The following is a 12590-nucleotide window of genomic DNA, read 5'->3' as shown; positions in this document are numbered from 1 at the left end:
GAGAGGATGCTGGTACTTACACGCAAGCCGGGCGAACAGATCATGATCGGCGACGGCATCGTCATCACGGTTCTGGAAGGCCGCGGTGACGGTGTTCGCATAGGCATTGAGGCGCCCCGGGGCGTGCCGATCCAGCGCCGGGAGGTCATTGAGGCCATCGCGGCGGCAAACCTCGCCGCGGCGGAAGCAGGACCGGATACTGAAGACGCGCTGCGCGGTCTCATGCCGCCGCCCGCAGCGCCCGCTACGGACTGAGCCGGCTCCGGATCAGTCCCGTTCCATGCCCAGGTACTGCGCCAGGAGGGGCTGGGACGTGCGCCGCACCACGGCCAGGGACCGCTCCAGGTTCCCCGCCGTAGTGAGCTGATCCAGAAGCCCGGCCGTGCCCCCCGGGCCAGGACGTCCCGGCAACGGGAGGGCCCGCAGCGCCTGTTCGTTCACGCGGGCGGCCTCGCCGAGCCGGGCCAGGAGTCCACGCAGGGCGTCCAGATGCTCGCGCAGGATCTCGGACCAGGGCCCGGCGGGTGCGGCCGAAATCAGTTCCACGAGCGTTGTCTGTGCCGGCAGGCCCCATTCGGCCGCCACGGCCGCAGATTCGACGCTCCGGGCCAGGGCTTCGAAGCGCAGGCGGTCCAGCACGGTTTCGACCTCGGACGCCATGAAGTTCAGCCACTCCAGATTCCCGGCGTCGACGTGCAGCCGCTGCGTTTCCAGCCTGAACAGGAGCAGCTCCAGCTGTCGCCGCTCCTGCCACAGTGCTGCGGAGAGATCACTTGCGCTCATGGGCCCCATTCCCTTGCCGCCGCCTGAACCAGAGCTGAAACAGGCGATCGCGCGGTTACCGCATTTTTGGCCAAGCTTTTTCCTGAGGGTACACGCAGATCGCGGATCAGGTGATAGGTTTCCACCATGGGTGCTGCACCCCACTATCGAACGCTGACTCCTATGGGGGGAGTACCGGTCCGTTCTTGGGTGCGGCTCTCGGCGTTTTAAGGGTCTACGACCCTTCGGATCCGGTCTCATGGGGGGACACAGTAGTGAATCGCGTGGAACGCAACGAGATGGTCACGCAGCACCTTCCGCTGGTGGGGTATCTCGTCTCAGATTTGTGCTCAAAGGCGTCACACCTTTCTCGCGATGACTTGGCCTCAGCCGGCGCTATTGCCCTGATCACCTCGGCCGATTCGTTCGATCCGGACCTCGGCGTGCCCTTCGGCGCGTTTGCGCGCCGGCGCATCCTTGGCGCTTTCGCGGACGAGATGCGGGCCAGTGACTGGGCCACCCGCTCCGCCCGCCGGCGGATCAAAGAGACCATGTCCGTGCAGGAAACGCTGGCATCCGCGCTGGGCCGCACCCCGACAGTGGACGAAATCGCGTCCGCGCTGGGTGTCCAGCAAAGCGTGGTGGAGGCCGCGCTGGCCGATGCGTCCCGCACGCTGACGCCCCTCGATGAGGCCGTGGTTGACACCCTCGCCGCTGAGACCCTCTCACCCGAGCACTCCGTGCTGGCGGACGAACGGCTCCAGTACCTCCGGGCCGCCGTGAAGTCCCTGCCCGAACGGATGCGCTACGTTGTCGAGGAAATCTACTTCCGTGACCGGACGGTCAAAGACCTCGCCGCGGAACTCGGATCCACGCACGCCGCAGTATCGCAGCAGCGGTCCGAGGCCATCCGGCTAATGCGCGACGGACTGACGGCCCACTACGCCGACGACCCCGAACAGGCCTTCGAACCACAGTCCAGGATTACCCCCCGACGCCGCAACGACTACCTCAGCCAGCTCTCCGACGCCACCTCCGGCGGCATCACGCGGGCCATTTTTACGCAGGGCCCGGTCCTCAACGAGGCTGTCTGAGCGGGCCCCTTCACGGTTAGTCAGCCTACTTAGTAAGCTGACCGAGAAATTCCTCCCGGAACCATCGCGGCGCGGCGATGCCCTGCGATAGCGTCGAAGATACCGGCCGGAGCGCCACCAGATGGCGCACGAGGCCTTCACTGCACCGGTTCTATCGAGGAGGACGCATGAAAGCATCACCCACACTGACGAACAACCTGCAGGCGGTTCTGGTGGACCTGATTGAACTGCATGTCCAGGGTAAGCAGGCGCACTGGAACATCGTGGGAACCAACTTCCGGGACCTCCACCTTCAGCTTGATGAAATCATCGACGCCGCCCGGGGATTCGCCGACGACCTCGCCGAGCGCATGCGCGCCCTCCACGCCCTGCCGGACGGCCGCAGCTCCACGGTTTCCAAATCCACCGCACTCGCGGAGTTCCCCGCGGGCCTGATCAACACCAAGGACGCCATCGAACGGATTGTCGCGGCCCTGGAAGCGGCCGTCGGCACAATGCGCAAGGTGCACGATGAAGTGGACGAGGAAGACCCCACCACCGCAGACCTCCTGCATGAGTTCATTGCTAAGTTCGAACAGTACGCCTGGATGGTCAATGCGGAAACCATGAAGGCCACCGCCAGCGTGACCACACCTGAAAGCAAGTAGGGGCCGGCTCCCACCGCCCGCCCTTCCCTAAGACACGGTGTCCGGCGTCGGGTTGTCCCGGCGCCGGCCGTTGTGTTTAAGCGCCCTCTTGACTTCCCTCCGGACCGGCGAATACTTAACGATGTGCTTAACAATTCAGCGGGCCGCGGGCTCAGTGAGCGGGAGCTCGACGGCGTCTTCCACGCGCTCGCCGACTCCACCCGCCGCGCGATCGTGGTCCGGCTCTGCGACGGGCCGGCTTCGGTCTCGCAGCTGGCCGCGCCGTTCGGGATGAGCCTGCCCGCCGTTGTGCAGCACCTGCAGGTCCTGGAAGCCAGCGGCCTGATCCGCAGCGAAAAGATCGGCAGGGTCCGCAGCTGCAGCATCGACCCTGTCACAGTCCGGCGCGCAGAGGGCTGGCTGGGCCAGCGCCGGACGCCGGGGGAGCGCCGCCTCGACCGGCTGGAGCAATTCCTGGATCCCAGCGTCCACACTGAGCAATGAGGAGTCCGTCATGAGTGTCCCCGTTACGCACGCGAATTTTTCCCTGGAGCGCCGGCTGAACGCACCGCCGTCGCGCGTCTTTGCCGCGTTTGCCGACCATGCCAGCAAGAAGAAGTGGTTTGGCGGTCCGCCGGAGTGGTATCAGGGCGAATCCAGCCTCGACTTCCGGGAGGGCGGCCGCGAGACCGACGTCGGAGGTCCGGTGGGCAGCTGGGTTTCGACCATGCATGCCATCTACCACGACATCGTCGAGAACGAGCGGATCGTTTACAGCTACGAAATGCTGCTCGATGGACGACGCATGTCCGTCTCGCTCAGTACGGTCGAACTCGAGCCCGACGGCGACGGCACCCTGCTGACCTTGACCGAGCAGGGCGCCTTCTTCACCGGGTCCCCGGAAAGTGACGGGGCTCAGGTCGCCGGGCGCAAGGAAGGCACGGGCGAGCTCCTTGACGCCCTGCAGAAGTACGTCGACGGCAACTGAGCCTGCTACTTGGCCTTCGGCACCGTACGGAGCACGATCGCGGCCAGGACGCAGGCCCCGGACATCAGGACCAGTGCGATGGCGGCCGTGATGTGGACGCCGGAGTCGAAGGCAGTACGCGCGGCCGCCGTCACGGATTCCGCCAGGGGAGCCGGGAGCATCCCGGCGAGCTCCACCGCGCCGGCGAGGGTTTCGCCGGCCTGGCTCGTCGCTCCGGCCGGCGCGAGCTCGGACACACCCGCGGGGAGCCGGAGGTTGCCCTGGTACGAGGCCGTGAGGATGGAACCGAGGATCGCGGTGCCCAGCAGGGACCCCACCTCATAGCCGGTCTCGGAGATCGCGGCGGCGGCCCCCGACTTGTCGGCCGGTGCGGCGCCCAGGATCAGGTCGTTGGAGATGGTCTCCGCGGCACCCACTCCCAGGCAGAGGACCATCAGCGCGGCCAGGAGCAGTGACGGCCCGTGGCTGTGGTCGCCGAACGCCACCATGAAATAGCCCGCCGCGCTCAGCAGCAGGCCGCCGGCCACGACGAAACCGGGCCGGACCTTCCGCACCAGCGGGACCACCAGCAGGCCGGCAACGACGGTGGCGATAAGGGCCGGGACCATGGCGACGCCCGAGGCCGAGGGGGACTGGCCCTCCAGCAGTTGCAGGTGCTGGGCCAGGAAGAGAATGAATCCGTTGAAGGAGAACAGCGCCAGAACGTTGGCGATGATGGCCGTGCTGAAGATCCGGTTGCCAAAGAGGCTAACGTCGAGCATCGGCGCGGTACTGTGGCCCGTCGCGCGGGCTGTGCTGTGGCCTTCGGCCAGGTTGCGCTGGCGCCGGATAAAGACATAGCCCATCAACAGGCCGACGCCGATGCTCGCGAAGGCCTCCGGTGCCGGCCCGTGCGTGGCGAGCGCCTTGATCCCATAGACCACGGGCACCATGACCAGCAGGGACAAAATGATGCTGGGCACGTCCACGCGGCCGGGCTTCGGATCTCGGGATTCCGGGATCAGCGCCGGCCCGAGCAGCAGCAGCGGCAGGATGATCGGCACCGCGACCAGCAGGACGGCGCCCCACCAGAAGTGTTCCACGAGCCAGCCGCCGGCAATCGGGCCGAGGGCGGCACCGCCGGAGAAGCCCGCGGCCCAAATGGCCACCGCCAGGCGGCGCCGGTTGGGCTGGGGAAAGATGTTGCGGATCAAGGAGAGCGTAGAGGGCATGAGCATGGCGCCGAAGAGGCCTAGCCCCGCGCGGCCGGCGATCAGCCATTCGGCGCTCGGGGCGAACGCCGTCGCGGCCGAAGCCACGGCAAAACCCGCGCTGCCCACGAACAACAGCCTGCGGCGGCCGATCCTGTCGCCCAGGCTGCCCATCGCGACGAGCAGCCCGGCCAGGACCAGGGGGTAGGCGTCGATGATCCAGAGCAGCTGGACGCCGGAGGCGGACAGGCTGCGGGCGATGGCCGGCAGGGCGAAGGTCAGGGCGGTGTTGTCCACGGCCACGAGCAGAACGGGGAACATCAGCAGGGCCAACGCCACCCAGTCACGCCAGGGTGCCTGGGGCCGGGTGGCCGCCGGGTTGCTGGTGGCTGTGGTAGTCGATGTGGTGCCCATAAGTCATAACTATACCGTCTGGACGGTACAGTTAAGAAATGCGGGGCCGGACGGGCATGATGGGAAGCATGCCCAGAAAACCCGTGGCCCGCGAGGCCGTCCTCGACGCCTTTGAATCCCTGCTCATCGAAGTGGGCGAACGCGCCGCGACGCTGGACGCCGTCGCCCGGCGGGCCGGCGTCTCCAAGGGCGGCCTGCTCTACCACTTCCCGACCAAGGAAGCGATGATCTCGGTCCTGCTCGAACGGCTGGACCGACATCTGGCCGCGGATGTCGCCGCCATGGCCGCAGCTCCGGAAGGCGCGGCGGCGTACTTCATCAAGTCCTCGGTATGGGCGGACACGCCCATGGACCGGGTTTTCGTGGCGGCCACCCGGCTCGCCGAGGTGGCGCACGAGGAAACCCAGCGCCGCTTCGCCGCAGGCCAGGCGAGCTGGCTGGAACTGCTGGCGGCCGACGTCGGGCCCGCCATGGCGAAGGCGGTCCTGTACATGGGGGACGGGCTGTACTTCAACGCCATGCTCGGACGGGGGCCCGCCGGTCCGCCCGCTGAAATCGAGGCAGACGTCGAGGGCCTCCTGGCCGCCGTCGAGAAGCTGCGCCGCTGAGGCCCTGAACTGCTCGCGCTGCGACCTCCGCGACCTCCGAGTCCGCCGAAGTCGCCGGAAGTGTGCGAGTTCGCGCGAACGTTACGGCGATCCGGCACGTTTCCGGCGAATTCGCGGTGCCGTCGCTCCTCGTAACGTGGGGCCGACGGCGGGCGGGAGTTTGCGGACGCGCGCCCGGCATAGGACAATGATTGTTGTGACTGTTGTCACCCCCGATTGAACACCCAATTGAATACGCCTTTGATCTGCGGCGGGAGAGTCCTGCAAGTAGGTACAAGCAGGCGCCGTAGGAGCAAATCCTCCCCAGGAATCTCTCAGGCCCACGTACCGCCGCGGCAAGGCACCTCTGGAAAGTGGCAGGCTGTCCTCGACACGCTGTGCTCACCGACGGTGCAAGCGAAGCCCTCTTATATGCACGGCTGCGCGGAAACTCTCAGGTCCAATACAGAGCGGGGAGGAACCCGAATCAATGTGGCGTACCCAGCGCCGCCTGAGTTATGGAGTTCCTTGTGACTGTTACCCCAGCCTCCACGTCCTTCGTCGACCGGCACATCGGTGCCCGTCGCCAGTCCGACGTCGACGCCATGCTGAAGGCTGTCGGCTACGACACCGTCGACGCCCTGGTGGACACCGCCGTTCCCAAAGACATCCGCCAGGACTCCGACCTCGCTCTCGGCGCGGCCCTGAGCGAAGTGGAAGTCCTCGCCGAGCTGCGCAAGCTGGCCGGCAAGAACAAGACGGCCGTGCAGATGATCGGGCAGGGCTATTACGACACCGTGACCCCGGCCGTGATCCGCCGCAACATCCTCGAGGCCCCGGCCTGGTACACCGCGTATACGCCCTACCAGCCGGAAATTTCCCAAGGCCGGCTCGAGGCGCTGCTGAACTTCCAGACCATGGTCCAGGACCTCGTCGGCCTGCCGATCGCCAACGCCTCGCTGCTGGACGAAGCCACCGCCGTCGCGGAAGCCGTGCTGATGATGCGCCGCGCCAACAAGAACAAGGAAGCGCACGACGGAAAGACCGTCCTCGACGCCGACTGCCTCCCGCAGACCATCGCGATCGTCAAGGGCCGCGCCGAAGCCCTCGGCTTCGAGGTCGAGGTCGCCGATCTGTCCAAGGGCCTTCCCGAAGGCGTCATCAACGGTGTCGTCCTGCAGCAGCCGGGCGTCTCCGGCCGGGTGTTCGACCACAGCGCCGTGATCGCCGAGGCCAAGGAGCGCGGCGCGCTCGTCACGGTCGCCGCCGACCTCCTCTCCCTGACCCTCATCACGTCCCCGGGCGAGCAGGGCGCGGACATCGCCGTCGGCTCCGCCCAGCGCTTCGGCGTGCCGCTGTTCTTCGGCGGTCCGCACGCTGCCTACATGGCCGTCCAGAAGGGCCTCGAGCGCTCCATGCCCGGCCGCCTCGTGGGTGTCTCCAAGGACAACGCCGGCGTCCCCGCCTACCGTCTGGCCCTGCAGACCCGCGAGCAGCACATCCGCCGCGAGAAGGCCACCTCCAACATCTGCACCGCTCAGGCGCTGCTGGCGATCGTGTCCTCCTTCTACGCCGTCTACCACGGCCCCGACGGACTGAAGGCCATCGCGCAGACCGTCCACGGGCACGCCAAGACCATCGCCGCTTCCCTGAAGGCCGCGGGCCTGGACGTGCTGCACACCTCCTTCTTCGACACCATCACCGTCTCCGTGCCCGGCAAGGCCGCGGAAATCATCGCGGCCGCCGACGCCAAGGGCATTAACCTGCGCGCCATCGACGCCGACACTGTCGGCATCTCCGCCGATGAAGCCACGACGGCGGGCATCGTCGCCGACGTCGTCGCCGCCTTCGGGGCCACCGTGGTGGATTCCGTAGATGGCTTCGTCCTGGACGCCGCCGTCGAGCGGACCTCCGACTACCTCCAGCACCCGGTGTTCAACACCCACCGCTCCGAGACCCAGCTGCTGCGCTACATCCGCCGCCTCTCAGACCGCGACCTCGCGCTGGACCGCACGATGATCCCGCTGGGTTCCTGCACCATGAAGCTGAACGCCACGGCCGAGATGGAAGCGATTTCCTGGCCGGAATTCGCCTCCATTCACCCCTTCGCCCCGGAATCCCAGACCGCCGGCTGGCGCGAACTCATCGAGGACCTCGAAGCCCAGCTGACCGAGATCACCGGTTACGACCAGGTCTCCATCCAGCCCAACGCCGGATCCCAGGGCGAGCTCGCAGGCCTGCTGGCCATCCGCGGCTACCACCTCTCCCGCGGCGACGCCCAGCGCAACATCTGCCTCATCCCGGCCTCGGCGCACGGCACCAACGCCGCCTCGGCCGTGCTGGCCGGCATGAAGGTCGTCGTCGTGGCCACCGCCTCCGACGGCACGATCGACCACGCCGACCTGCAGGCCAAGATCGAGCTGCACAAGGACGCGCTCTCCGCGATCATGATCACCTACCCCTCCACCCACGGGGTGTACGACGCCGACGTCCGCGAGGTCTGCGACGCCATCCACGCCGCTGGCGGCCAGGTCTACATCGACGGCGCCAACCTCAACGCCCTCGTCGGGCTGGCCCAGCCGGGTATGTTCGGCGGCGACGTCTCGCACCTGAACCTGCACAAGACCTTCTGCATCCCGCACGGCGGCGGCGGCCCCGGCGTCGGCCCGGTCGCGGCCAAGGCACACCTGGCACCCTTCATGCCGGGCAACGCTGCGGACCCGGCCAACGGCGCCGACGGCACCCCGATCTCCGCCTCCCGCTACGGCTCGGCCGGCGTGCTGCCGATCTCCTGGGCCTATGTGAAGCTCATGGGCGGCCAGGGCCTCACCGAAGCCACCAAGTCGGCCCTCCTGGCAGCGAACTACATCGCGGCCCGCCTGAACGACTCCTTCCCGGTGCTCTACACCGGCGAAGGCGGCCTGGTTGCCCACGAGTGCATCCTGGACCTGCGCGAACTCACGGCCAAGACCGGCGTGACCGCCGAGGACGTCGCCAAGCGTCTCATCGACTACGGCTTCCACGCCCCCACCCTGGCGTTCCCGGTGGCCGGCACCCTGATGGTGGAGCCCACCGAATCCGAGGACCTCGGCGAGATCGACCGTTTCATCACGGCCATGGTCGCCATCCGCGCCGAAATCGACCAGGTGGCCCACGGTGACTTCACCGTGGAGCACAGCCCGCTGCGCAACGCGCCGCACACCGCCGCCGCCGTGATCAGCACCGACTGGACCCGCGAGTACCCGCGCGAGCAGGCCGTCTTCCCGGTCCACACGCTCAAGCAGGACAAGTACTTCCCGCCGGTCGGCCGGATCGACGGCGCCGCGGGCGACCGCCACCTGATCTGCTCCTGCCCACCCCTCGAAGCCTTCGAGGACCACTCCGACGACTCCGCCTCCGCCAACTAAGGACAGCCAACGATGACTGAGAATTACACGGCCCTGTACGAAGAGCACAAGAAGCTCGGCGCCTCCTTCACGGACTTCGGCGGCTGGCAGATGCCCCTGAAGTACAGCTCCGAACTCGCCGAGCACCACGCCGTCCGCAACTCCGCAGGCCTGTTCGACCTCTCCCACATGGGCGAAGTCTGGGTCACCGGCCCGGACGCCGCAGCCTTCCTCGACTACGCCCTGGTCGGCAAGATCTCCGCCATGGCGATCGGCAAGGCCAAGTACTCGCTGATCTGCAACGAGGACGGCGGCATCATCGACGACCTCATCACCTACCGCCGTGGCGAGCAGAAGTTCCTGGTGGTCCCCAACGCGGGCAACGCCAAGGTGGTCGCAGCTGCCATGGCTGAGCGCGCTGCAGGCTTTGAGGTCACCGTCCAGGACGCCTCCGCCGAAACCTCGCTGATCGCCGTGCAGGGTCCCAAAGCGGAGGCCATCCTGCTCCGCCTTGTCCCGGCCGCGCAGCACGAGCTCGTCACCGGCCTGAAGTACTACGCCGCCGTCGAGGTGCCCTTCATGGTCGGCGGCGCCAGCCAGGACCTCCTGCTGGCCCGCACCGGCTACACCGGCGAAGACGGCTTCGAGATCTTCGTGGACAACCACGACGCCGCCGCCCTTTGGCAAGCGCTCATCGCCATCGCCGAGGACGGCGAGCTCACCCCCGCTGGCCTCGCCTCCCGCGACTCCCTGCGGCTCGAGGCCGGCATGCCGCTCTACGGCAACGAACTCTCGCTCGAAGGCGACCCCTTCGCCGCGGGACTGGGCCCCGTCGTCGCGCTGTCCAAGGAAGGCGACTTCATCGGCAAGGCGGCCCTGGCCGCCAAGAAGGAAGCCGGCGCCGGCTCCACCACGGGCCGCAAGCTCGTCGGTCTCAAGGGCCTCGGACGCCGGGCAGGCCGCGGCCACTACCCGGTCCTCAAGGACGGCAACGTGGTGGGCGAGGTCACCTCCGGCCAGCCCTCACCCACTTTGGGCTACCCGGTTGCTATGGCCTACGTCGATGTCGAGTTCACCGAACCCGGCACGGCCTTGGACATCGATCTTCGCGGCAAGACGGAGCCCTTCGAAGTTATCGCACTGCCGTTCTACAAGCGCCAGAAGTAGCCCGGCTGGGCCTGGTGCCTGTCTTGTGGCCGGCACCGGGGTTGGCTTGCCCCAGTTTTCACGCGTGCTCGCTCGTTCCTCGCTTAGACGCACGCTTTCGAAAACCGCGGCCAGCCAACCCCTCGAGGGCAGCTCACCTTTTGAGACCACGCTCTGGAACCGGACCGACGGGAACCGGCGCCTTCGAACACCAAGGGTGCTGGGGGATGAGCCGCCTACCCGGGGGTCGGCTTGTTCCAACGGGTGCCCTGTCAAGCTCGAACATTGGGGGGTGAGCTTGATGACACCCTTGAAGCCAAGAAGCAGTCCGGCCCTAGAAGATTCGAACGGCCACGGTTTCTTTCCGGAGAACTGGTGGCCCGTCCGAAACTGTTGGCCCGCGGAACTGAACTAACCGAAAGCGGCGGGGGAGCGGATTCCGGAAGCGTGCGTCTAAGGGGGGCCCACACCGTCAGGGTTCCCTGGCCGAGCTTGCGAGGCTAGGGAGACGGTGGGGAGCGACGCGTCCGCCCAGCGGGCGCCTTCGCGACCGAGCACGCGGAGGAATTCGGTTTCCGGCCGCGTAACCCGGCCACGGTCAGTACGTAACCCAACCACAATTGATTTAGCACCAACGACCAATCCAAGACTTAGGAAAAACACATGGCAAAAGTTGCCCCTGAACTGCAGTACTCCGACGAGCACGAGTGGGTCGCGCGTGAGGCCGGGAATGTCGTGTCCATCGGCATCTCCGCTGTCGCCACCGACGCCCTCGGCGACATTGTCTACGTCGACCTGCCCGAGGTCGGCTCCGCGGTGACCGCCGGAGAGACTTGCGGCGAGGTCGAATCGACCAAGTCCGTCTCGGACCTGTACGCCCCCGTCACGGGCGAGGTCACCGAAATCAACGCCGCCGTCGTCGAGGACCCCGCGCTGATCAACAGCGACCCGTACGGTGCCGGCTGGCTCTTCAAGGTGGCCGCCGACTCGGACGGTCCGCTGCTCTCGGCCCAGGAATACGCCTCCAAGAACGGCGGCGAACTGTGAGCGCGGAAGGGGCTGTGGGAACAGAGACTCTGGCGTTTGAGCAGGTCGTCTCGCCGAGCCTGGACGCGGACCTGTCCGCACTGGACCCGGAGATCGCTGCGAAGATCGACGACGAGCTCACCCGCCAGCGCGAGGGCCTGGAGATGATTGCCTCGGAGAACCACACCGCCAGGGCCGTCATGCAGGCGCAGGGCTCGGTGTTGACCAACAAGTACGCCGAGGGCTACCCGGGCAAGCGCTACTACGGCGGCTGCGAGCACGTTGACGTGATCGAGCAGCTCGCGATCGACCGGGTCAAGGCCCTGTTCGGCGCCGAGTACGCCAACGTCCAGCCGCACTCCGGCGCGCAGGCCAACGCCTCCGTGATGCACGCCCTGATCCGTCCGGGCGACACCATCATGGGCCTGAACCTGGCCCACGGCGGGCACCTGACCCACGGCATGAAGATCAACTTCTCCGGCCGGCTCTACAACGTCATCCCGTACCAGGTCCGCGAGGATGACCACCGGATCGACATGGCCGAGGTCGAACGCCTGGCCCAGGAGCACAAGCCGCAGCTGATCGTTGCCGGCTGGTCCGCGTACGCCCGCCAGCTCGACTTCGCCGAGTTCCGCCGGATTGCCGACTCCGTGGGCGCCTACCTCATGGTGGACATGGCCCACTTTGCCGGCCTCGTGGCGGCCGGGCTGCACCCGAGCCCGGTCCCGCACGCCCACGTCACGACGTCCACCACGCACAAGACCCTCGCCGGTCCGCGCGGCGGCATCATCCTCAGCAACGACGCCGACATTGCGAAGAAGATCAACTCCGCGGTGTTCCCCGGCCAGCAGGGCGGCCCGTTGGAGCACGTGATCGCCGGCAAGGCCGTGGCCTTCAAGATCGCCGCGTCCCCGGAGTTCAAAGAACGCCAGGAACGTGTCCTGGCCGGTGCGCGGATCCTCGCCGACCGCCTTGTCCAGCCGGACGTCACCGCCAAGGGGATCAACGTGATCTCCGGCGGCACCGACGTGCACCTGGTCCTCGTGGACCTGCGCAACTGCGAGCTCAACGGGCAGGAAGCCGAGGACCGCCTCGCGGCCATCGACATCACCGTCAACCGCAACGCCGTCCCGTTCGACCCGCGCCCGCCGATGGTCACCTCGGGGCTGCGGATCGGCACCCCGGCGCTGGCCACCCGCGGCTTTGGCGAAGCGGCCTTCACCGAGGTCGCCGACATCATCGCCGAGGCCCTGACCGCCGACGCCGGCGCGGACCTGTCCGGTCTGCGCACCCGGGTGGAGGCCCTCGCCGCCGCCCACCCGCTGTACCCCTCGGTTGATAACCTCGCCTAGGCGACGTATCACTGAAGTA

At 67.4% G+C, this 12590-nt stretch carries 12 protein-coding genes and 2 riboswitches; of the genes, 10 read left to right on the top strand and 2 right to left on the bottom strand.

Annotated elements, in window-relative coordinates:
* The first annotated feature begins 6 nt into the window (after positions 1-6).
* The gene (locus C9424_RS11635; protein WP_116766985.1) at positions 7-255 is read left to right on the top strand and encodes a carbon storage regulator; all 249 of its coding nucleotides are present in this window, start codon (positions 7-9) and stop codon (positions 253-255) included.
* A gap of 12 nt (positions 256-267) precedes the next feature.
* On the opposite strand, the gene flgN is transcribed toward C9424_RS11635, so the two are convergent.
* The gene (gene flgN / locus C9424_RS11630) at positions 268-783 is read right to left on the bottom strand and encodes a flagellar export chaperone FlgN (protein ID WP_161958224.1); all 516 of its coding nucleotides are present in this window, start codon (positions 781-783) and stop codon (positions 268-270) included.
* Positions 784-1037: 254 nt separating this feature from the next.
* Between flgN and C9424_RS11625 the strand changes: the two genes are divergently transcribed.
* The 4 genes from C9424_RS11625 to C9424_RS11610 all read left to right on the top strand — a co-directional run bounded on the left by C9424_RS11625 (position 1038) and on the right by C9424_RS11610 (position 3470).
* Positions 1038-1856: a sigma-70 family RNA polymerase sigma factor gene (locus C9424_RS11625; RefSeq protein WP_237563414.1), complete on the top strand. Its 819-nt coding sequence runs from the start codon at positions 1038-1040 to the stop codon at positions 1854-1856.
* A 167-nt stretch (positions 1857-2023) separates the two neighbouring features.
* Positions 2024-2503, top strand: a complete 480-nt coding sequence (locus C9424_RS11620; RefSeq protein WP_091251364.1) for a Dps family protein — start codon at positions 2024-2026, stop codon at positions 2501-2503.
* Between the two features lie 123 nt (positions 2504-2626).
* Entirely contained in the window at positions 2627-2986 is a 360-nt protein-coding gene (locus C9424_RS11615; protein ID WP_116766982.1) for an ArsR/SmtB family transcription factor, read from the top strand.
* Positions 2987-2996: 10 nt separating this feature from the next.
* Entirely contained in the window at positions 2997-3470 is a 474-nt protein-coding gene (locus C9424_RS11610; RefSeq protein WP_116766981.1) for an SRPBCC family protein, read from the top strand.
* Between the two features lie 5 nt (positions 3471-3475).
* On the opposite strand, the gene C9424_RS11605 is transcribed toward C9424_RS11610, so the two are convergent.
* Positions 3476-5074 (bottom strand): MFS transporter, encoded by a 1599-nt coding sequence (locus tag C9424_RS11605; protein WP_116766980.1) that lies wholly within the window; start codon positions 5072-5074, stop codon positions 3476-3478.
* A 68-nt stretch (positions 5075-5142) separates the two neighbouring features.
* Here C9424_RS11605 and C9424_RS11600 point away from each other — a divergent pair, with 68 nt between their 5' ends.
* The 5 genes from C9424_RS11600 to glyA all read left to right on the top strand — a co-directional run bounded on the left by C9424_RS11600 (position 5143) and on the right by glyA (position 12571).
* A complete protein-coding gene (locus C9424_RS11600; RefSeq protein WP_116767039.1) occupies positions 5143-5682 on the top strand; it encodes a TetR/AcrR family transcriptional regulator in 540 nt (179 codons plus the stop codon).
* A gap of 241 nt (positions 5683-5923) precedes the next feature.
* Positions 5924-6022, top strand: a riboswitch (glycine riboswitch).
* 1 nt (position 6023) lies between these two features.
* Positions 6024-6140: riboswitch (glycine riboswitch) on the top strand.
* Between the two features lie 39 nt (positions 6141-6179).
* Complete coding sequence (gcvP, locus tag C9424_RS11595; RefSeq protein WP_202615839.1) at positions 6180-9068, top strand: aminomethyl-transferring glycine dehydrogenase; 2889 nt, start codon at positions 6180-6182, stop codon at positions 9066-9068.
* A gap of 12 nt (positions 9069-9080) precedes the next feature.
* Positions 9081-10214, top strand: coding sequence for a glycine cleavage system aminomethyltransferase GcvT (gene gcvT / locus C9424_RS11590; RefSeq protein ID WP_116766979.1), 1134 nt, complete (start codon positions 9081-9083; stop codon positions 10212-10214).
* A gap of 642 nt (positions 10215-10856) precedes the next feature.
* Positions 10857-11240 (top strand): glycine cleavage system protein GcvH, encoded by a 384-nt coding sequence (gcvH, locus tag C9424_RS11585; protein ID WP_091251371.1) that lies wholly within the window; start codon positions 10857-10859, stop codon positions 11238-11240.
* 14 nt (positions 11241-11254) lie between these two features.
* Entirely contained in the window at positions 11255-12571 is a 1317-nt protein-coding gene (glyA, locus tag C9424_RS11580) for a serine hydroxymethyltransferase (protein ID WP_116767037.1), read from the top strand.
* Positions 12572-12590 lie beyond the last annotated feature (19 nt).

This window comes from Arthrobacter sp. H-02-3 (assembly GCF_003097355.1).
GTDB lineage: Bacteria > Actinomycetota > Actinomycetes > Actinomycetales > Micrococcaceae > Arthrobacter > Arthrobacter humicola.
This window is presented reverse-complemented; position numbering and strand designations above follow the sequence as displayed.